At 66.9% G+C, this 19,303-nt stretch carries 16 protein-coding genes; 4 read left to right on the forward strand and 12 right to left on the reverse strand.

The window, feature by feature from the left end; genetic code table 11:
* Window positions 1-56 precede the first annotated feature (56 nt).
* The 4 genes from JCQ34_RS00540 to JCQ34_RS00555 are packed head-to-tail and all read left to right on the forward strand — an operon-like array spanning window position 57 to window position 7,962.
* Window positions 57-3,374 carry a DUF5107 domain-containing protein gene (locus JCQ34_RS00540; RefSeq protein WP_286400790.1) on the forward strand — a complete coding sequence of 1,106 codons (3,318 nt, stop codon included), beginning with the start codon at window positions 57-59 and terminating at the stop codon, window positions 3,372-3,374.
* Complete coding sequence (locus JCQ34_RS00545) at window positions 3,371-4,690, forward strand: cellulase-like family protein (RefSeq protein WP_286400792.1); 1,320 nt, start codon at window positions 3,371-3,373, stop codon at window positions 4,688-4,690. Before JCQ34_RS00540 ends, JCQ34_RS00545 begins: the two co-directional genes overlap by 4 nt.
* A 13-nt stretch (window positions 4,691-4,703) precedes the next feature.
* Window positions 4,704-7,043, forward strand: coding sequence for a beta-galactosidase (locus tag JCQ34_RS00550; protein ID WP_286400794.1), 2,340 nt, complete (start codon window positions 4,704-4,706; stop codon window positions 7,041-7,043).
* 31 nt (window positions 7,044-7,074) lie between these two features.
* Window positions 7,075-7,962: an AraC family transcriptional regulator gene (locus JCQ34_RS00555; RefSeq protein ID WP_286400796.1), complete on the forward strand. Its 888-nt coding sequence runs from the start codon at window positions 7,075-7,077 to the stop codon at window positions 7,960-7,962.
* Between the two features lie 20 nt (window positions 7,963-7,982).
* Here JCQ34_RS00555 and JCQ34_RS00560 read toward each other — a convergent pair whose 3' ends face one another.
* The 12 genes from JCQ34_RS00560 to JCQ34_RS00615 all read right to left on the reverse strand — a co-directional run bounded on the left by JCQ34_RS00560 (window position 7,983) and on the right by JCQ34_RS00615 (window position 19,275).
* Window positions 7,983-8,636: an ANTAR domain-containing protein gene (locus JCQ34_RS00560; RefSeq protein WP_286400798.1), complete on the reverse strand. Its 654-nt coding sequence runs from the start codon at window positions 8,634-8,636 to the stop codon at window positions 7,983-7,985.
* A gap of 123 nt (window positions 8,637-8,759) precedes the next feature.
* A complete protein-coding gene (locus JCQ34_RS00565; protein WP_286400800.1) occupies window positions 8,760-9,719 on the reverse strand; it encodes an NAD(P)-dependent oxidoreductase in 960 nt (319 codons plus the stop codon).
* Window positions 9,716-11,065, reverse strand: coding sequence for an MFS transporter (locus JCQ34_RS00570; protein ID WP_142131826.1), 1,350 nt, complete (start codon window positions 11,063-11,065; stop codon window positions 9,716-9,718). Before JCQ34_RS00570 ends, JCQ34_RS00565 begins: the two co-directional genes overlap by 4 nt.
* Window positions 11,066-11,225: 160 nt before the next feature.
* A complete protein-coding gene (locus JCQ34_RS00575) occupies window positions 11,226-12,023 on the reverse strand; it encodes an IclR family transcriptional regulator (RefSeq protein ID WP_286400802.1) in 798 nt (265 codons plus the stop codon).
* 98 nt (window positions 12,024-12,121) lie between these two features.
* Window positions 12,122-12,859, reverse strand: a complete 738-nt coding sequence (locus JCQ34_RS00580) for a fumarylacetoacetate hydrolase family protein (RefSeq protein WP_286400803.1) — start codon at window positions 12,857-12,859, stop codon at window positions 12,122-12,124.
* Window positions 12,860-12,868: 9 nt separating this feature from the next.
* Window positions 12,869-13,921 carry a D-2-hydroxyacid dehydrogenase gene (locus JCQ34_RS00585; protein WP_286400805.1) on the reverse strand — a complete coding sequence of 351 codons (1,053 nt, stop codon included), beginning with the start codon at window positions 13,919-13,921 and terminating at the stop codon, window positions 12,869-12,871.
* Window positions 13,922-14,006: 85 nt separating this feature from the next.
* Window positions 14,007-14,567: a hypothetical protein gene (locus JCQ34_RS00590; protein WP_286400807.1), complete on the reverse strand. Its 561-nt coding sequence runs from the start codon at window positions 14,565-14,567 to the stop codon at window positions 14,007-14,009.
* 60 nt (window positions 14,568-14,627) lie between these two features.
* Window positions 14,628-15,914 carry an ABC transporter permease gene (locus JCQ34_RS00595; RefSeq protein WP_286400809.1) on the reverse strand — a complete coding sequence of 429 codons (1,287 nt, stop codon included), beginning with the start codon at window positions 15,912-15,914 and terminating at the stop codon, window positions 14,628-14,630.
* Window positions 15,911-16,609, reverse strand: a complete 699-nt coding sequence (locus JCQ34_RS00600) for an ABC transporter ATP-binding protein (RefSeq protein ID WP_286400811.1) — start codon at window positions 16,607-16,609, stop codon at window positions 15,911-15,913. Before JCQ34_RS00600 ends, JCQ34_RS00595 begins: the two co-directional genes overlap by 4 nt.
* Window positions 16,610-16,775: 166 nt before the next feature.
* Entirely contained in the window at window positions 16,776-17,177 is a 402-nt protein-coding gene (locus JCQ34_RS00605) for a rhodanese-like domain-containing protein (protein ID WP_286400812.1), read from the reverse strand.
* Between the two features lie 10 nt (window positions 17,178-17,187).
* Window positions 17,188-18,168: a hypothetical protein gene (locus JCQ34_RS00610; RefSeq protein ID WP_286400813.1), complete on the reverse strand. Its 981-nt coding sequence runs from the start codon at window positions 18,166-18,168 to the stop codon at window positions 17,188-17,190.
* Window positions 18,169-19,275 carry a GTP pyrophosphokinase gene (locus JCQ34_RS00615; protein WP_286400814.1) on the reverse strand — a complete coding sequence of 369 codons (1,107 nt, stop codon included), beginning with the start codon at window positions 19,273-19,275 and terminating at the stop codon, window positions 18,169-18,171.
* Between the last annotated feature and the right edge of the window lie 28 nt (window positions 19,276-19,303).

A 19,303-nucleotide genomic window follows, 5' to 3' on the forward strand; every position in this document is an offset into this window, starting at 1 on the left:
TATAAGTGATCGTTTGTGCCATGGGAACGCGCTTGCACACTCCCTAGCCTTGAGGAGTGACCAGCGAACCCAAAGACCCCAGCAGGATCGTCCTGCCCGAGGCCCCGGCTGACCAGCGGGACATTCTTGCGGCAGGCGGCGTGGCCTGCTGGAGCGAACCGGTATGGATCGACACCTACGCCCCTGGCAAACCGGACAAGTACCCGCTCTTCCTGGACCGGCGCGTTTACCAGGGCTCCAGCGGCAAGGTCTATCCCATGCCGTTCATTGACAGCATTGAGTCGGTGAAGCAGCCCAGGCTGTGGCAGGCCATCCACCTGGAGAATGAGTACGTCCGCCTGATGCTGCTCCCGGAGATCGCGGGCCGGATCCACGTTGGCTACGACAAGACCGCCGGGTACGACTTCTTCTACCGCAACAACGTGATCAAGCCCGGCTTGGTGGGCCTGGCCGGACCATGGATCTCCGGCGGCGTGGAGTTCAACTGGCCGCAGCACCACCGGCCCGCCACCTTCCTGCCGGTGGAATCCGCCGTCGAACGTTCCGGCACCGGCGACGTGACCGTCTGGCACACTGACCTGGATCCGCTGCAGCGGATGCGCGGAACCCATGGCGTGCGGCTTAGGCCGGGCAGTTCATTGATCGAGGTCGATGTCCGGCTTCACAACCGGACGGATGAGCCGCAGACGTTTCTGTGGTGGGCCAATGTGGCTGCCCGCTCGCATGAGAACTACCAGTCGTTCTTTCCCACTGACGTCCGGTTTGTAGCTGACCATGCGCGCAGGGCCATCACGTCGTTCCCGCGCGCCGACCGGCCCTATTACGGAGTGGACTATCCGGCAGTGGCTGCGGGCGGCGGGCGCCCCGGCGCGGACCGGCTCGATTTCTATGCAAATATCCCCGTCCCGACCTCCTACATGGTCACGGACACGGCGGACAGCTTCTTTGGCGGCTATGACCATGACGCCCAGGCCGGGTTTGTCCACTGGGCGGACCGAACCATCGCGCCGGGCAAGAAGCAATGGACGTGGGGTAACGGCCCCGTAGGCCGGGCTTGGGACGGGCATTTAACGGACGACGACGGTCCTTACGTCGAGCTGATGGCAGGCGTCTTCACGGACAACCAGCCAGACTTCAGCTACCTTGCCCCGGGTGAGACGCGCACGTTCAGCCAGTACTGGTACCCCATCCGGCAGATGGGCCCGGCCCACCAGGCGAACCTGGACGCCGCCGTCGCGCTGTCCCTCGACGAGCCGGGCAGGGCCGTCACCGTTGGCGTCACCGGCACCAGCCGAAGGAAGAACGCCGCCATTGTCCTGAAACACCGGGGCGGCACGGTCCGGGCCTGGAACGTCCTCCTCTCACCCGCCGACCCGTTCACCGGCACGGTTGAGCTGCACGTACCGGCAAAGGCAGAAGACCTTACGCTCCAGGTCCTCGACAGCGGCCGGGAACTTATTTCCTGGACGCCGCGGCAACCCGTGGACAACGCACCCGGGCCCTGGGTGGCCACCGAACCGGCGCAGCCGCGGAATATGGAAAGCCAGGACGAGCTGTTTGTCACCGCAACCCACCTGGCCCAGAACCGGCACCCCAGCAGGTCAGCCGTGCAGTACCTTGAGGAAATGCTCCGCCGGGATCCGCAGGACTCGCGTGCCTGCATTGCCCTCGGCGCGGCCAAATACCGGGAAGGCCGCTATGGCCGGGCACGGGAACTGCTCGAAAATGCCGTGGCGCGCCTGAGCCGGCGGAACCTGAACCCGCCAAGCGGGGAAGCCCACTACCGGCTGGGCCTGGTCCTGGAGCGGCTCGGCCTCACCGCGGAAGCGGGGGAACGGTTTGGGAAGGCTGCCTGGGACAGGGCCTGGGCGCATCCGGCGCGGCTGGCACTGGCGCGGCTGGCCCTCCGATCCAAGGACCCAGCCCTGGCCCTGCAGCACGCCGACGCCGCACAGTCGCTGGAGAGCACCAGCCCCGAAGCGCGGCACCTCCGGTACCTGGCGCTGGAGTGGCTGGGAGACAGTGACCAGAGCGACAAACTGCTCCAGGACATCCTGGCCTCCGACCCGCTGGACCCCGCGGCCCTGGCGCTCGCCGGGACCCTGGACGCAGTGGATCCCAAAACCGCGCTGACCGTGGCGTGCTGGCTTGCCCGCGCGGGACAGTGGCAGCGCGCCCTGGAACTGACCGAAACTGAAGCAGCGTCGGAGGCGTACCCGGCGTTCGGCAATCCGGGGCCGCTTCGGCATTACCTGCGCGCCGGCTGGCTGGAGGAGCTCCTGGAACCGGCGGCCGCTGCTGCCGAGCGCGCCAAGGCGCGGCGCGCGGACACCACCTACGCGTTTCCTTATGGATTGGACGACTACGACGCGCTGCTCCGCGCCCTCGAGGCCGATCCCCGCGACCACGTGGCCCACGGGCTCCTGGGTTGCTGGCTGTTGGACGCCGGACGGACCATGGACGCGCTGACCCACCTCGAGAAGTCCCTTACCCACGGCCGTGACAACCCGGTGGTGTGGCGGAATGCCGCGTTGGCTGTGGTCAATACCGGGGGAGATCCTGCTGCTGCCGACGATTACATTGCACGGGCCCTGGAGCTGAGCCCGGGGGACGCACGGCTCGTTTTTGAACGGGCCGTGCTGGCAGGATTGCGCAGCCTTCCGGCGGAGCAGCGGATCGCGGACATCGAGCAGGCCGGCCCTGCCGCCCTGGCCCGCGATGATCTTGCCGTCCTGTACGCAAACCTGCTGACCGACGTCGGACGGCCCCTCGACGCCCTGGTCCTGTTGGCGTCGCGCACCTTCCAGCCCTTCGAGGGCGGTGAGGGGCTGGTGCTCGCCGCCTATGACCGCGCCGCCGTCCAGCAGGCTCGGACGTTGATGGAGCAGGAGCCGACGGCGGCAGCCGCCCTGTTGCGTGAAGGTACCGAAGCGCCGGCCAACCTGGGCGAAGGGCGGCATCCCGCGGACAGCATGGCCGAGCGGCTGGTGGCGCTGGGCGATGCGCTGGAACGGGCGGGTGACGGGGTTGCTGCCCGTGAGGCGTGGGCAGCGGCCCGCGGGCGCGGGAATGCGCTGGCGGTGGATTCAAAGCCGGTTGGGCCTGCCGACTATTGGCGGGGCGTGGCCTGCATGCGCCTGGGCGACCGGCGGGAAGCGGACCGGATCTGGGGCAGCCTGGAGGACGGCGCCGCCGATCTGGAGGCAGCGCCCGCTGCTCCTGACTACTTCGCCACGTCGCTGCCGGAGCTCTTGCTGTTCGACACTGACAGCGCTGAGTCGCGGGGCGCTGCGGCGGCCTCCCTCCGGCAACTGGCCAGCCACGGCCGGCTACTGGGCCGGCGCCTGCAGACGAAGGAAGAGGTCTCCCTGTGACTGAAGAACCGCGTTACCTCGGGTCCGGGACCCTGGAAGGTGCCGCGCGCGGCCTGACCGGCCCGCCGCCGTCGCACCTTCCCGCCCGCCTGGCCATCACTCTCTGGGACTTCTCCTGGTACACCCGGGCCGAGGACGGCGGTCCCTACGCGGACCTCGATGGGGCCTGCGCCAAGGCGGCGGAGCTCGGCTACAACGCCATCCGCATCTGCGCCGCACCGCTGCTGCTGTTCGGCGGCCTGGGCCTGGACGCGCTCGCGGAGGACCTGGAGATTGAGGGGCTGGGGACTGCACCCGACGGCGGAATCTACGGCCGCGGCACGCGCTGGTACGACGCCCCCGGCGGCTACCGGCTGAATCTGCGGCAACGGCTGCTGGAACTGTTCGGCGCCGCCGAACGGCACGGCCTGGTGGTGGTCCTGGCCAGCTGGGAGTACCAGCAGTCACCTGTGTTTGCCGCGTCCCCGCAGTGGTTCGAGGCCATCGATGCCGTCCCGCTGGCCGACCGTTACCGCGTCCTTGCCGCTGCGTGGGACCGGCTGATCCGCACGGTCACCGACGCAGGACACCGGGACCGCATCGCCCTGGTGGAGCTGCACAACGAGGTGGACTTCTCCATCCTCCCGGCACTGGCCGACGGCGGCATTGAGCAGGTGCGGCGGCTGCGGCGGCTGCACCCCGACCTGTTGATAACGGCCAGCTACGGCAAACCCCCGCACCTTGCCATGCATACAGTTCCCGACGGCCTGGGCGCGGCGCAGTTCCACGTGTACAGCTACGGCGTGCTGGATGCGCTGCAGCGGCAGATCGACATCAGGTCCGAGGGAACGGCAGGCTTCCCCAACCCGGCCCTGCGTGCGCTGCTCCGGAAGGACGCGCCGTCCTTCCCCGACTACGGACGACTGGCCCCGTGGAAATACCGGGCCACTGTGGTCACGGACCAGATGTTCTATGGCTATGACTGGATCGACCCCGGCGCCTGGGATACGTGGCTGCACGACGAGTACGGGCAGTACCGCGAGGTGATGCGGCGCGAGATCGAGTCCCGCGTCATTTCCATCGCCGCATGGGCCCGCTGGAAGAACGTTCCCGCCGTGGTAGGCGAGGGCTGGATCGGGTACACCCCGCTTCTCGGCACGTTCGAGGGGGGCCCGGTGGGGCGGGACCTGGCCGGGCACGGCATCAGAACGGCGCTTGAACATGGCGTCTGGGGCATGGTGCCCTGCTCCAACGCCGCGCCCCACCACCCGTTGTGGGCCGACGAAGAGTGGCAGCGCCGCATCAACACCCTGATACTTACCGCCCCTGCGAACTGAAGGACTTCCGCCAATGCGTGCCCCAGAAACAGCCCTTGAGCTGCTGACCGCCGTCCACCGGCCATTTGCCTCGGAGCTGCGGCTGCCGGCAATGAGCAACACAGAAGACGTGCACCGCCGGTGGCGGCTCACCAGCCACTACCTGGAACACGACCGCCGTCCGGTGATCCCGGTGTCCGGTGAGATCCACTTCAGCAGGCTTCCGCGCAACCGCTGGGAGGACCGGCTCCGGCTGATGAAGGCAGGCGGGATCACGGTGGTGGCCTGCTACGTCTTCTGGATCCATCACGAGCCCGTCCAGGGGAAGCCGCGCTTTGACGGCAACCTGGATGTGGCTGCCTTCGTTCGGTTGTGCGCATCCGTCGGCCTGGACGTGGTCCTGCGCATCGGACCCTGGGCCCACGGGGAGGTCCGCAACGGCGGGTATCCGGACTGGGTCCAGGCGGCCGCCGTCGAACACCGCACCAACGATCCCGGCTACCTGGCGCTGGTGGAGCGCTGGTACAACCTGGTAGGTGCGCAGCTTGCCGGCCTCACCGGGCCGGGGAGCAACGTCATCGGCATCCAGCTGGAGAACGAACTCTACGACCAGCCCCGGCACCTCAGCGAGCTGAAGAAATTGGCGCGTTCGGCGGGGCTCAGTGCTCCGATCTGGACGGCCACGGCGTGGGGCGGAGCCGAATTGCCCCTGGAAGACGTGCTGCCGGTTTTCGGCGGCTACGGCGATGGCTTCTGGGTGGACGCGGACGCGCCCTGGGACCCCACCTTCCGGCAGCACTATTTCTTCAGCCACCAGTGGGACGATCCCGGCATCGGCGCCGACTTGCGCGAGCATTTGTCCGGCGGCGGGGTTTCGGCGCCACGATCTGTTTCCGACCTCTACCCGCCGGCCACCTGCGAGCTGACCGGCGGCATGGCCACGGCCTACCAGCGCCGACCCTGGCCTGCGGGCAGGGATGTGGCTGCGGTGGCGAACAACAAGATTGGCAGCGGCTCCGCCTGGCAGGGGTACTACATGTTTGCCGGCGGGGCCAACCCCGCAGCAGGCCTGCAGGAGTCCCAAGCCACGGGTTATCCGAACGACCTGCCGGTGTTCGACTACGACTTCCATGCCCCGATAGGTGCGTCCGGCAGGCTGGCGCCAGGTTTCGGGCTGCTGCGCCGGCAGCATGCGTTCCTGGGAGCGTTCGGGGAGCGGTTGGCGCGCATGCCGTCCACGCTACCGGACCGGGTGCCGTCAGGAGTTGAGGATTCCGGGGCGTTGCGGTGGGCGCTGCGCTCGGACGGGCACTCCGGGTTCGTCTTCATCACCTGGCACCAGCCACATATTCCCCTTCAGGTATACTCCGGTGCCCAGTTCCGGCTGGGCCTCGAGGCTGGAGCAACAACGTTCCCCCCAAACCCCGTGGACATTCCCCCTGGGACCATCGCCGCGTGGCCGGTGAGCCTTGAGGTCGGGGGCGTGCGGCTGGCCTGGGCCACCGCCACCCCGCTGACGGTGCTCAATACCGCCGGTGCGCCCACCCTGGTCCTGGCAGCCGAGGCAGGGATCGAGCCGAACCTGTGCTTTCCGGACGGGACCGTGCTGGAGGGGCCAGCCACTGCGCTGGGCGGAGGTGCCTACACCCTTGATGCCTCCGCGCCGGCGGCGTTGACGGCGACCTCGGGCCAGGGCGTCCTCAAGGTCCTGATACTGCCCGCAGCCGTGGCGGATGAGGCCTGGGTCCTGGATTCGGGGCGGGGCCGGGAACTGGTGCTGTCCGCGGACCCGGTCTGGGTGGACGCTGAGGGGCGGCTGGCTGGGAGGTCGCCGGGAACGCCTTGCGTCCGGCGGTACTCGGCAGGGGACTGCCGCTTTGAGGACGTAGCCGCCCAAGCCGCAGTCCAGGGGCCGGCACGCCAATCCGTGCCTGTGGAGCTTGTCCGTGCTGCGCAGCCTGTTCCTGCCTCCTTTGGCTCGCTGGCCGGCCGGGCAGCGGCGCCGGACGGTGAAACCATCGGTGGGCTCTCGGCCCTGTACCGGCTTGAACTTCCGACGCCGGGACGTGCCGCCGCGGGCGGGATGACGGAGTTGGAGATCGCCTGGGCGGGCGACGTCGCCCGGTTGCTGGTCGATGGCCGGGTGGTGGCTGACAGGTTCTGGGACGGCTCCCCTTGGCTCCTCGAAACCAGTGATGCGGGCATCCAGCCCGGATCCGACGTCGTCCTTCAGATCCTTCCGCTGCCCAAGGCCGCCAAGGTGGGGGTGCCTGCGGCCGCCCAGCGTCGACGGGATGCATCCGCCGGCGACCTGCTGGCCCTGGACAGCGTCCAGGTGGTCCGCTGGACGGATTGGCGGGAAGCCCGCGACTGATGCGCCGCCCCCGTCATAGGATGGACATTTCGTGACGGAAGGAGCGGACGTGGAACGGGCGCACGGGTTCGCCAACCAGCGGCTGGTGGTGGTGCCACGTCCACTGGTCCGTGAGGCTCTTGCCCGTCCCATTACCCGGCATCTGGTGGTTACGGACGCCGGCGTCTTTCCTGCCGCGAAAGACCACGGACGCCACCGTCCCCTCGGCGCCGAGGAAACCATCATCATCCTCTGCGTCGCCGGACGGGGGTGGGTGGAAACCACCGGTGCGCGGACCGAGGTCGGCAAGGCGGCCGCCGTCGTCCTTCCCGGCGGAACCGGCCAGGCACATGCGTACGGTGCCGCCCCCGGCGATCCATGGACGATCTGGTGGTGCCATGTGCGTGGAAGCGATGTTGCCGAGTTGGTGGCCGAGGCCGGAGTGGGGACCGACCGGCCCATCATTCCACTGCTGGCCGTGGACCGGCTGACGGCCATGCTGGACGAGATCATTACGGCCCTGGAGAAGGACCAGTCGCCGGCGCGGCTGGTGGCCACGGCCGGGATGGCGTGGAAGTTGCTGGCCACGCTGGCGGTGGAACGCCGCGCTCCGGAGACGGGGACGCCGCTCCAGCAGGCCCTGAACTACCTGGAGGAACGGGCGCACGGGACCGTCCGGCTGCCGGAACTCGCCGCGCTGGTGGGGGTGTCGCCGTCACACCTCAGCAAGCTGTTCCGCGAAGCCACGGGCGGTGGAGTCCTGGCCCACCACACCGCCCTGAAGATGGCCCGGGCCCGGCACCTTCTGGACACCACTGACCTGTCCATCGCCCAGGTGGGCCGGGAAGTCGGCCTGCAGGACCAGTTCTACTTTTCGCGCCAGTTCCGCCGGCTGCACGGGGTCAGCCCCAGCGCCTACCGGGCCGAACGGAAGGGGTAGTTCACCTTCCGGTCCGTCAGTTACAGCAGGGGATGGCCCCGGGTTTCCTGCTCCCCGGCATCCGCCTGCTCTCCGGCCCGGGTGGTGGCACGCTCAATGATTTCGTGGGCAATCGCGTACACCTTGCGGTTCGTGTCCTGGCTCAACTGGCTCATGAGCCCGAACGCTTCGTCTGCCGTGACGCCGGTGCGCCCCATCAGGATGCCCTTGGCCTGCTCGATGGCTGCGCGGTTTACTGCGGAGGCGGCCACTGCCTCGGTGGCGAGCTGATGTCGGTCCGTGTGAATCGAGGTGGTGAGGTCCACAACTACGCCCCAGACTCCGATGGGAGTGGTGCCGTCCATGATGTAGTCCGCTGAGTACAGCAACTTGTGCTGGCGGTCCTTGCGGTCCCGGATGGACACGTAGATGGACGACGGCCCGCCATGCTTGGAGACGTGGTCCCAGTATGCCTGGACCCTCGGCCGGTCTTCGGGCTCGATATGGGGGAGAACCATTTCCATTGAGGGAACCACCTCGCCCCGTTCATAGCCGTACATCCGGTACAGGCCGTCAGACCAGCGGAAGATGCCGTCTGCGAAGTAGTACTCGACCAGCCCCGTAGGGCAGTTGAGAAAGTCGTTCTGTGGGATCCCTCCCTGAAAAGGTCCCGGGTACTTGCTGCTGGAGATCACTGGCGGACCGTTCGACGTGCTTGGCCTGGCGCTGTCCCCTCGAGCCGGGCTTGAAAGGACCAGAATATAGCAACCCATATGCCGGTTAGGCGACAGGCAGCCGTGCCGCAATGCCCGCCACGTTCAACTGCAGGATTGCTGCGTGCCCTCCCCATCGGCGGCGGTGACCTCCATGTTCGCGATGGCCTGCCGCACCACCGCCAGGTCTAGGTCACCGAGGCCCTGCGCGAGCAGTTCCGCGTAGAGCTCAAGCCCGGCACGTGCCAGGGGCACGGCAGTACCGGCGTGGTCTGCAGCCTCCAGTACAAAGGACAGATCCTTGTGCATGAACTTCGCCGGGCCGGTCGGGGTGTAGTCCTTCGCCGCGAGCCGGGGTCCCACCAGCTCCAGCACCCTGCTCGCAGCGAGACCGCCGGACAGGACCTCGAAGAGGGCTTCCACGTCCAGGCCGGAGCGTTCCGCAAGCTCAGCCGCCTCGGCGAGAGCCGCCGTCGTGGTCCCGACGATCAGCTGGTTGCAGGCCTTGGCGAGTGAGCCGGCACCCAAGTCACCCATCCGGCGTACGGAGGTCCCCATGGCCTCCAAAACCGGGCGCCCCCGCTCGAAGTCCTCCGGGGATCCGCCGGCCATAATGGCCAGGGTTCCCCGCTGCGCGCCGGCAGTACCGCCGCTGACCGGTGCGTCGAGCACCGTGGCCTTCCCGCCGCTGGCATCCGCAACGGCGAGCCCAAAGGCCCGCACCGCAACCGGCGACACGCTGCTCATCACCACAACGAGTGTTCCCGGTGCGGGCGGCACGGACCGCCACGCATCCAGGAGGCCGGCCGCAGCGTCCTCGATGAAGGAGAGGTCGGGAAGCATGAAGATGATGACGGGTTCGTCCCGGAGGTCCGCAACGTGGCCGACGCCGGACCCGCCCAGCGACTCCAGGTCGCGGACGGCCGAGGGGGAGCGGTTCCATCCCGTAACCTGCCACGCTGCCTTGAGCAGGTTGGCGGCCATCGGCGCCCCCATCAGCCCCAACCCGACGAATCCCGCGCGCTTGGGCGCGGGATTCGTCAGGGCGTCGTTACCGCTATTCACCTGGCGTCCTCCACGACCACCAGGTCGCGGCCGTTGGTTTCCGGGGTGAAGAACGTGGTGACGAAGGAGATGCCCGCCAGGACCAGCGAGTAGAGCGCCGGCACCAGCCAGGAGTGGTTGGTGGCCGCCAGCAGTGCGACGCCGATCATCGGGGCGAAGCCTCCGGCGAGCACCGCGGAGAGTTCACGGCTGAGGGCTACGCCGGTGAAGCGGTGCTGGGAGCCGAACAGTTCAGGGAGCAGGGCGCACTGCGGGCCGAGCATGGCCTGCACGCCCAGGGCGATGCCCACCACCATGACCACCCAGACCAGGGCGACGTTGCCGAGCGTGACCAGGTAGAAGGCCGGCAGGGCGATGACGGCCTGGAAGAGCGCGCCGTAGCGGTACACGGGAACCCGGCCAAAGCGGTCGGACAGGGCGCCGAAGGCGACAACCAGCACCGCTGCGAAGCCCGCGGCAATCAGCAGGCCGGTGGGGCCGATGAACTTGTCGCCGGGGAAGACGCCGGCCGGCATGCTGATGAAGGACACCAGCAGTGCGGAGTAGATGGAGGAGTTTCCGTTTTCTCCCATGCGGAGGCCAATGCCCACCAGCACGTTCTTCTTGGAGTGCTTCCAGATCTGGCCCACCGGGTTCTTCACCACGGCCTTGTGCTTCTCCAGTTCCTGGAAGACCGGGGTCTCCTTGAGGCGGAGCCTGATGAAGATGGCGATGGCGATCAGGATGACGCTGGCCAGGAAGGGAACGCGCCACAGCCAGCCCTGCAGGACCTGCTTGTCCGCCAGGGCCATCAGGGCGAAGGTTCCGGCGCCCAGGAGGGTGCCCAGCTGGATGCCAACGAACGGCAGGGAGGCAAAGAAACCACGACGGCGGCGCGGGGCCACCTCGGAGATGAGGGTGGTGGCGCCTGCCTGCTCGGCGCCGGCGCCCAGGCCCTGCAAAATGCGCAGCGTCACCAGGAGCACCGCCCCGAGCATGCCCGCCTGGTCGAAGGTGGGCAGGAGGCCGATGGCGCAGCTGGACAGGCCCATGAGGCCGATGGTCAGGATCAGCACCATTTTGCGGCCGAAGCGGTCGCCGATGTGGCCGAACACCACGCCCCCGAAGGGCCGGGCGGCGAATCCGACGCCGTAGGTGGCGAAGGAGGCGATGACCGCTCCGCTTTCCCCGAGCGGCGCAAAGAACAACGGCCCGAAGATCAGGGCCGAGGCCAGGCCGTAGATGTAGAAGTCGTAGTACTCCAGGGCGGAACCCACGGAGCTGGCAAGTGTTGCCCTTCGCAGCTGGTCCGGATCGACGACGGCGCCGTCCGTGGTGGCCTGCGGTGAGTTAGTACGAGTTGTCACGAGAACTCCCTCTAATGCACTCCAGGCCCCCGTTGGCCTGGTGGGATAGCGACAACACCTGTTGTGTCGGTCACTATGCTGAACACAATACAGCAAGCTGAACAACGAGCAACAGTTTTTGGTTTTGAAGTTCCGAAAGGCCGCCAGGCCGCCGCGGTCCCTAACCCATCGGGTTGCCCAGGGAGTGGGCCAGTTCCTGCAGTTCCTTGACCATCTGCGAGCCCTGCTCGGGCGTGTAGGTGGCCTTCAATGCCGTTACGGACAGGCCCAAACTGGGTCCGTGGGCTCCGCGGGTGGGAACGGAAACGGCGAGGCACACCACCCCGGTGGTTGACTCCTCATCCTCGAAGGCATAACCCTGCTCGCGGATCTCTTTCAGCTGTGCCTTGAGCTCCGCGCCTGTGCGCAGGGATTTCGGCGTGAGGACCGGCAGTTCGGCGTCGTCCGGGAACATTTCCTCCAGGTCATGGTCACGCAGCCGCGCGATCAGGGCCTTGCCCACGGCGCACAGGGACACCGGCATCTTGTCACCGATGTTGGACGTGAGCCGCACGGCGGGATGGCCCTCGTACCGGGCCAGGTAAATGACGTTGGTACCGTCCAGCATTGCGATCCGGACCGTCTCGCGGGACAGGACGGAGGCCTGCTCGCAGTAGCGGTAAAACTCCTGCACCTCGTCCATGCGCCCAAGATAGGCGGCGCCCAGTTCCACCAGCTTCCGGCCCAGGGTGAACTCAGCGCCCTGCCTGCTGATCAGGCGCGCCTCCTCCAGTGCCAGCAGGAGGTTGGAGGTGGATGACTTTGGAATTCCCACCTCGCGCGAGAGGTCGCTCAGTGTCAGCCGGCCGGTGGCAGAGGCGGCGAGGGCGTCCAGCACGGCCGCTGCCCGGGTGACTGCCGGCGCCGGCGAGGCGGCTCCCGGCTTGTCGGAGGAAGCGGAAGGTTGGGAATCGGCCATGATTCTCCTTAGGTCGCCAGGGCAGACTTCGGTAGGCGTTCAGTGGACTGAACGCTATCCATCATAAAGGGGTTGGCACCCCTCCCTGTCCCCCGCCTTCAGGCGACGGTGTTGCTCAGCGCGCCGATACCTTCCACCACGATGTCCACCCGATCCCCGGGCGCCACGGGTACTGCGGTGGCCGGCGCGCCCGTCATCACGACGTCGCCGGGTTCAAGGGTCAGCCAGGTCGTGACGTAGACGAGGCAGTCCACCACACTGGACGGCAGATTGAAGGTGCCGGAGTTCGCCTTCGCGGTTCCATTGACATAGACGTCGATGCCCGCGTGCTCCGGATTACGGAGTTCGGTCTCTATCCAGGGACCCAGGGGCGTGTAGTTGACCCCGGCCTTGCCTTGGAAGTTCCGTTCGTCCACCGCGTTCTGGTCCACATTGGTGACGTCGTTGACGCACGTGTAGCCCAGGACGTGCTCCAGGGCATTCGAGGCCGTGAGGTTGGTGGCTGTTTTGCCGATTATGGCGGCCAGTTCACCCTCTGCGTGGACGGTGCCGCGGTCACGGGCCGCCACTATGGCCCCTCCCGGTGGGGCAACGGTGTGGACGGACTTGTGCCACGCCTGGATGGGCAAAGGGTGGTCATTCAGCGTCCGGTTGTGGCCAATGCCCAGGACGACGGCGGGCGTCACCGGGGCGAGGAAAGTTGCCTGACTGAATGGCGTGGTGCCGCCGGTGTAGCGAAGGGTGGCGGCGAATGGGTCAGCCACGTGATGCCAGGTCCCGTCCCGTTCGACGGCGTGCTGGGGACCTGCTGCTGTTGTGATCCTGGCGATACGCATAATCGCGGCTCAGTAGAAGTGGACCGTATCCACGAGGTGGGGGAGATCCCCGCCGTCGAGGAAGGTGCGGAGGTTGCTGCAGAACCGTTCGGTGATCAGGCGGTTCTCGGCCGCGCTGAGGGCTGACGTGTGCGGCGAAACCATGACCTTGGGGTGCTTCCACAAGGGGCTGTCCTGCGGCAGCGGCTCCACGGCGAAGACATCCAGGCATGCGTAGCCCACCTGGCCGTTATCCAATGCCTCCAGCAGTGCCTCCTCATCCACCACGGTTCCCCGGCCCACGTTGACGAAGGTGGTTCCGGGCTTCATGGCGGCGAAAAGCTCACGGTTGAACAGTTTTTCCGTGTAGGCGGTGCCGGGCAGCGTATTGACGACGGCGTCTGCCGTGGCCAGGAGGGCGGGGAGGCCGTCGTTGTCCACCACGTGGTCGATGCCGGCGATGGGTTCCACGTTCCGCTTGGTCCCGCTGACCTTCATGCCCAGGGCCCGGGCGATCCGGGCGGTTTCCAGGCCTATTTCGCCGAGGCCGGCGACCGCCAAATTCGACCCGTTGACCAACCGGGTGGGGACCCGGAGTTCTGGCCAAACCCGGGCCCGTTGGTCTTCGGCCAGTTCCGCGCTCCGCTTGAAGCCGTTCAGGATTCCCATCACGGCGAACTCCGCGAGGGGGAGGGCATGTACTCCGGCGGAGGTTGTGATTCTGAATTTCTGCAGAAGGTCCCGGCTCAGGCCGGATGCCTTGACTGCTCCACCCGCACCGGCCGCCATGGCGTGGACCCATTCCAGCCCCGGGTTTTCCAGCGCGACTCGGGCCAGGCCTGCGGGGCTTTCGTTAGGGAACCCGTAAAGTACCTGGGCGCTGTTGAGCATGGCCCAATAGCGTTCCTCCTGCTCTTCGGTGCGTTTGAAGGCGGGGTCGCCAGCGTGATCTGCAGGATAGCGTTCCGGCGGCAGGAGTTCGGGCTCGTAGACGACGGAGATGGACGGGTCAACGGCGCGGATCTGGTCCACGAGCTCTGCCTCGAGCGGGACGGCGATGGCCACAGTCTTACAGGGAGTCATTCGTTCACTATACTGGTTGCCGTCCCATATGGTGAACAACACCCTCCGGTTGCCCGACCGTTGACCCGGCTCGGAACCTGCACCGCTAGGGACCCGGATCAGCCCGCGCGTGGTTCCGGTGCGTGGTCGCGGCGAGGAGCTTCGCGGCAAGGACTGCCGACAGGGCCGCGAACGGAAGCTCAACGAGGACTGCTTCCAGGACCGCGGTGAGAAGTGGTGGACCCTGCTGGGCTGTCGTGACGTCGAAGAGGGCGTCAATGCAGAGGCTGGTGGAGAAGGCCGTGGCGGTAAGGATCGCCAGGGTGCTGTTCCTGAAGAGAAACACCGCGGTCAGCAGCGCGGAGAGGGCTTCAAAGGCGTCCAGGGCCAGCCAGGCCGTGTTCCAGTTGTAGGCGACGGTTACGGAGGGCATCGTCCCGCCCAAATAGAGAATCCAGGCGACGTAGAAGAGGGTAGAAGCGGCGCCGCAGGCGATCGCCAGGCGCCGCCATCCCAACCCCCTGACCCTGACCAAAAGGCGCCGACGGACGCGAAGGATCAAGACCAGCGCCAGAAGGACCACCCCGAGCTTCAGCCCGATGAAGTGGGGTCCGGTCAGGCGCCCACTCGCAGCCGCCAAGGACGCGAGAGCCTCTGGTCCCCGCATGTCCAACACCTCCGTGTCTTCCGTTAGTGCCTGAAGTACCGGCTGTGGGCCGCCGTGAGGCTACTCGTAGCGGAGGGAATCGATGGGGTTTTGCCGGGCCGCGCGCCAGGCGGGGAGCGTGCCGGCGATGAAGGCGATGACCATGACCAGGAGGATGACGCCGGCGACGGGTGCGGGGGCGAAGCTGAGGATCTGCAGCCCGGCGAGGTCGCTCAGGGGGCCCCGGGCGAGGGCGCCGCTGATGGCGGTGCCCAGGCCGATGGCGGCGGCGGATCCGATGAGGCTGCCGAGCAGTCCGATGAAGGCCGCCTCGGTGCTGAAAAGCGCGAATACAGAGCCGCTGCCCATGCCCATTGCTTTCATAAGGCCGATTTCCCGGGTCCGTTCCTGCACCGACATCAGCAGCGTGTTCACGATGCCAAATCCGGCGGCGACGAGGGCGATGATCGCGAAGGCGTCCAGGACGCCGATGATGCCGTTGATGACGGTCTTAACGGTGCCAATCCTGTCCTCGAGCGTCTGGGCCGAGTAGCCAGCGGCGCTGAGCCGGGATTTCATGTCGTTGATCTCTTTTTTTGACGTCGGTGAGAAGGTGGCGGTCGCCGCGGTCCATGTGTTTTTCGTGGCGGCGGGCGCTCCCGTGCTTTGAGCGTCCGCGAGGGCGGAAGTGAGGGCCTTGTTGGCGAAAGCACCGCCGGAGCCAAGGAGGGCGTTGTCTTCCACGCCATTAATCCGCGCCGTGACGGCGTGCATGCTGCCGGTGGCGTCCGGAATCCCGATGGTGACATCCTGGCCCACGGCCTGGTCGTTGCCCGTAAAACCCAGCGGTGTGATGTAGCTGGTGGGTAGGATTACCTGGGGCTGGCTGCCGGCATCATCCAGTGCTTCGCCGGAGGCCAGCTGCGGCTGGGCCCCTGCCAACGGACTGACCGAGAGCTGGTATTTGTCCTGGTTGTCCCACTGGATGTAGGCGGGACTGAGCCGGCTGACCGGGGAGACTGCCGTGATCCCGGGAACGGCGGCCACGGCGTCGAGATCGGATTGGTTCAGGGCCATCTGTGTCGAACCCGGGCGGCCGCCTGCGGCGAGGACCCTGGTGTTGGGATCGTATTTCTGCGGGCCGGACCCCGGGCTGGTGCCGGCGTCCGTCTTGGTGACTGTAAAGGCGTTGCTGGGCCCGACGGCGGCGATCTGGCTGTCGATGTAGTTGGAAATACCGGTGCCCAGACCGTTGGTGATGGTGAGGGTGAACGCTCCGACGAAGATCGCCAGGATGGTCAAGGTGGTGCGGAGTTTGCTGCGGAAGCTGTTGGCGATGGCGGTTTTCAGCGTTTCAAGCGGTTTCATGCCGCGTGCTCCTCGTGAGTGGTGATGAGCTGCCCGTCCCGGATGTAGAGGCGGCGGTTGAACCGCGCGGCCAGGTCGTGGTCGTGCGTCACCGTGATGAGGGTGATGCCGTGGTTTTGGTTGAGGTCGAACAGGATGTCTTCGACGATGGCGCCCGTGGCGGTGTCGAGATTTCCAGTAGGTTCGTCAGCGAAGAGAACCTGCGGGTTGTTCGCGAGGGCACGCGCGATGACCACGCGCTGCTTCTGGCCGCCGGACAAGTTCCCGGCCTTGTTGCGGGCCTTGTCGGCCAGTTCGAGCTGTTCGAGGACTTCCATGCCCCGGGCGCGGCGCTCCCGCGCCCCCGCCCCGGCGATCTTCAGTGGCAGGACGACGTTGTCCAGCACGCTGGTGGCGTGGTTGAGGAAAAACTGCTGGAAGACGAAGCCGAACATCTGGTTCCGCAAGGTGTTCAGTTTCCGGCCGCTCAACGTTTTGGCGTTCGTTCCGTCGACATGGACTTCTCCTCCACCCGGGCTGTCCAGGAGTGCGAGCAGGTGCATCAGCGTGGACTTACCGGATCCGCTCTTGCCGACGATTGCGACGGAGTCTCCACGGTCGATGTCCAGGGTCACGCCTTTCAGGGCGTCGAAACGGTCGGGCCCGCGTCCGTAGGTCTTGGTCAGGTTGCGGGTGGACAAAATCGGCACAGACATGGGTTTCCTTCTTTAGCCCGGCACCATGCCTGCCATCCGGCCGGTCAGTAGCACGCTAAACATGCGGTAGGTGAACCGCAAAACAAGAGGGTAGGGGACGAACCTTGATGAAAGCTGACCAGGATCTGAGGCAGGAACGCCCTGCCAATTCAATCAGCAGGGCTGCTTATTCAGCGGCATACCCGCCCACTGCTGCCCACGCCTGGAATCCTCCGATGAGGTCGGTGGCGCGTGCCAGGCCCAGCCGCTGAAGGGTGTGTGCAGCGAGGCTGGAACTGTACCCCTCGCTGCAGACCACGACGATCCGCCGATCACGGTCATCAGCAATCGGGAGCCGGTGGGGGCTGGAAGGATCGAGCCGCCATTCGAGAACGTTGCGGTCAACGACCACCGCTCCCGGCAACTCACCGTCGCGCTCCCGCTGATCGACCGGACGAGTGTCCACAACAAGGGCACCTGCCGCCATCTCCCGCTCAAGATCCGAGGCATGTACACGCTCGAGCCCGGCGCGGCTCTCCGCCAGCAACTGGTCGATGGCAGGGGTCCCGGAAGTATCGTAATGTTCCAAAAGTTTCCTCCTAGTGGAATCCGGGCCGGCTCAGCCCGGCCAGGTTAAATACGTCTTTCAGCATTGCCAGGGCTGCACCCTTGGGACTTGAGCGGCCGCCCTGCACCGTGATGTCCCCGGCCTCGGGGCAGCTGAAGACCATCGCCTTTTCCGGGCCGGCGATGGAGAAGAACGGGTCCCCCGGGGCCGCGGCTTCCAACTGCACAGTGACCACCATGGGCCGGTTGAGGGAGGCGCTTGCGACGGCGCGGAGGCGCAGTCCCTGTTGGGCGGCGGCCAATGCTCTGGCGCACGTAGACGCGTCAATCGGCTCCGTCTCCACCGCAATCCCGGAAACGTCCCAGTTCCAGAGGAGTCCAGCGATCAGGCGCACCTTGGTGGCCGCATCCTTCCCGGATAGATCCGCGGAAGGGTCTGCTTCGGCAGTGCCCCGCCGCTGCGCCTCCAACACGGCATCCTCCAGCCCGATACCAGCGGAAAGCTTGTCCAGGATGAAGGTGGACGTGCCGTTGGGGCAAGCCCGGACAGCGTTGCAACCCATGCCCCTCAGGGCGACGCGGGCCATGTCGGCGGCGGGAAGCGCGGCTCCGGTGGCCCCGGAGATGCGGATCCGGCTGTTGCCCTCCGCAGCGGCCTGCTCAAGGTTTCGCCAGTGGCTGAGTACGTGGCTCTTGGTTGCCGTCACCACATCCACGCCGCTCCGCAAGGCAGCAAGCGCCTCATGCAGGGCCCGCGCGTGAGCGCCGGGCGTGGAGGGCAGCGCCTGGACCAGAACGGCAGCATTGGTCCGGGCCAGTGTCTGCTCGATGGTGCGGATGGGCGCCCATGAGGCACGCTCAGGTACCGCGGACCCGGGCGTAGGGAAAACTTCTGCCGAATGGCCCCGAACGGCAGCAACCTGCAGCAAGGGATCCTGCCCCAACGCGGAATCAACAAACGCCTGCCCCACCGGGCCGAACCCGGACAGGACCAGCGGCACTCCCAGAGCCATTTACTTGTTCGTCATCCGGTACCGTTCGATCTGCCGCAGCCGCCGCAGGAGGCTGTCGCGCCGGGGGTGAGGGACGACGTCGGACGCTTCTGCGGTGAGGTCCACGTGACTGGTGCCGTACTGCCACAGCAGGAGGTCGTCCAGGAGCCGGTCGGGACCGGGGGAGTAGCGGTGGTCCAGGGCCTTGCGGACCTCCGTGATGCGGTTGGCGTTCAGCAGCCCGGCCAGCTGCATGGTCTGGTTGAGCCCGTGTGCGGCGAGCAGTTCGGCGGCCCAGCCCCAGTCGTCGTCCACCTTCCGGTCGACGTGGGGGAGCAGGGTGCGCCAGACATCCCGGATCCGGTTGGGCGTGAGCGGGGCGGCTCCTTCGCCGTCCATGTCCCAGTAGCTGCGGACTTCCTCGTACCGTTCGTGAAGGTCCGCGAAGGCCGTTTCCACCGTCTCCAGCATGGCCGCGGTGGCCGTGAACTGGCGGTCGAAGTGCGGCGTCCAGGCGCGGGGGTCCTCGGCCTTGAAGCGGATATCATGCTCGATTTCGCTCCACGCGTGGGCGAAGATGGTGCGGATCTGGCACTCGAAAAAGTAGCTGCCGTTGGGCTGCACGTCCGGGTTGAAGACCTGCTGGTACTCCTTGACGGCCTCGTTCTGGATGGTCCGCAGGATCAGGTGGCGGCTGGAGTAGCCATAGGTGCCGGACTCGATGGAGCCGATGTCCTTCTCGCGGTCTCCTCGGCAATCGAAAACCTGGCGCTGCCGCTTGATGATGTTGGCCACCACGGCGTTTTCCGCCGGCAGCTTGGTGATGACGCGGATTCCCACCATGTCGTTCAGGGTGCGGAACGGGTCCGGGAACTTCAGCAGCCGCCGGCCCCCCGGTTCCAGCGGTTCCTCGGTGCGGGAAATCTTCTCCTTGAAGGACTCCACCGTCTTGGTGCGTCCGGTGACGAACAGCGGGGTGACTTCGCTGTCCTTCAGCATGCCCCGCAGGGTCAGCAGGACGTCCCGGGTGACAAGCTTCAGGGCAGGCCGGACGCGCTCGTAGATCTCCACGTTGTGCTGCACGGACTCGCGCAGCGGCGCGTCCAGGCTTTCCCAGTTACTCGGCATAACCCCAGCTTACGGCCGGGGTCCGACA

It is taken from the genome of Pseudarthrobacter defluvii, assembly GCF_030323865.1.
Taxonomy (GTDB): domain Bacteria; phylum Actinomycetota; class Actinomycetes; order Actinomycetales; family Micrococcaceae; genus Arthrobacter; species Arthrobacter sedimenti.

What these genes read in the sequence shown, in the direction of transcription:
- JCQ34_RS00550 (WP_286400794.1), top strand. Translation starts at nt 4,704, where the DNA reads ATGCGTGCCCCAGAAACAGCCCTTGAGCTGCTGACCGCCGTCCACCGG.
- JCQ34_RS00575 (WP_286400802.1), bottom strand. Translation starts at nt 12,023, where the DNA reads ATGGCCGATTCCCAACCTTCCGCTTCCTCCGACAAGCCGGGAGCCGCC.
- JCQ34_RS00580 (WP_286400803.1), bottom strand. Translation starts at nt 12,859, where the DNA reads ATGCGTATCGCCAGGATCACAACAGCAGCAGGTCCCCAGCACGCCGTC.
- JCQ34_RS00585 (WP_286400805.1), bottom strand. Translation starts at nt 13,921, where the DNA reads ATGACTCCCTGTAAGACTGTGGCCATCGCCGTCCCGCTCGAGGCAGAG.
- JCQ34_RS00590 (WP_286400807.1), bottom strand. Translation starts at nt 14,567, where the DNA reads ATGCGGGGACCAGAGGCTCTCGCGTCCTTGGCGGCTGCGAGTGGGCGC.
- JCQ34_RS00595 (WP_286400809.1), bottom strand. Translation starts at nt 15,914, where the DNA reads ATGAAACCGCTTGAAACGCTGAAAACCGCCATCGCCAACAGCTTCCGC.
- JCQ34_RS00600 (WP_286400811.1), bottom strand. Translation starts at nt 16,609, where the DNA reads ATGTCTGTGCCGATTTTGTCCACCCGCAACCTGACCAAGACCTACGGA.
- JCQ34_RS00610 (WP_286400813.1), bottom strand. Translation starts at nt 18,168, where the DNA reads ATGGCTCTGGGAGTGCCGCTGGTCCTGTCCGGGTTCGGCCCGGTGGGG.
- JCQ34_RS00615 (WP_286400814.1), bottom strand. Translation starts at nt 19,275, where the DNA reads ATGCCGAGTAACTGGGAAAGCCTGGACGCGCCGCTGCGCGAGTCCGTG.